The organism is Pseudomonas sp. 2822-17 (assembly GCF_002742485.1).
In the GTDB taxonomy this organism is placed as follows: Bacteria; Pseudomonadota; Gammaproteobacteria; order Pseudomonadales; family Pseudomonadaceae; genus Aquipseudomonas; species Aquipseudomonas cyclaminis.
On sequence record NZ_LJRZ01000280.1, the window covers coordinates 1 to 337 of the forward strand.

At 31.8% G+C, this 337-nt stretch carries 1 protein-coding gene; it reads left to right on the plus strand.

Translation table 11 applies throughout. The features are described from left to right. On the plus strand, nucleotides 1–337 hold a 337-nt coding region (locus tag AOA60_RS03935), incomplete at both ends, for a Z1 domain-containing protein (protein WP_218240554.1).

Here is a 337-nt window from a genome sequence, read left to right on the forward strand (position 1 = left end):
GTATTGGATATGAAGACATATGCCGAATTTATTTAACGGATGACCTATATAAAAAATTTGGTTTTATAATTGAAGCTACTAATGATTTAATTAATCGTTTGAAAAGCATGCAACAAGATAATCTAACACCTAGAGATTTTGGTTTAGCTGTCCAGTTACACCCTGATAGTCTTGTACAAGTAACAGCTAGAAATAATTCAAAACATACTGAGGATATGTATTTGCAAATGAATCTGGATGGAACGATGAAGGAAACCGGTTGGTTAACTGCTGTAGAAAAAGATATTCAAGAAAACGAAAAAACTCTAAAAAGCACTATTGATAGCTTACTAAATGG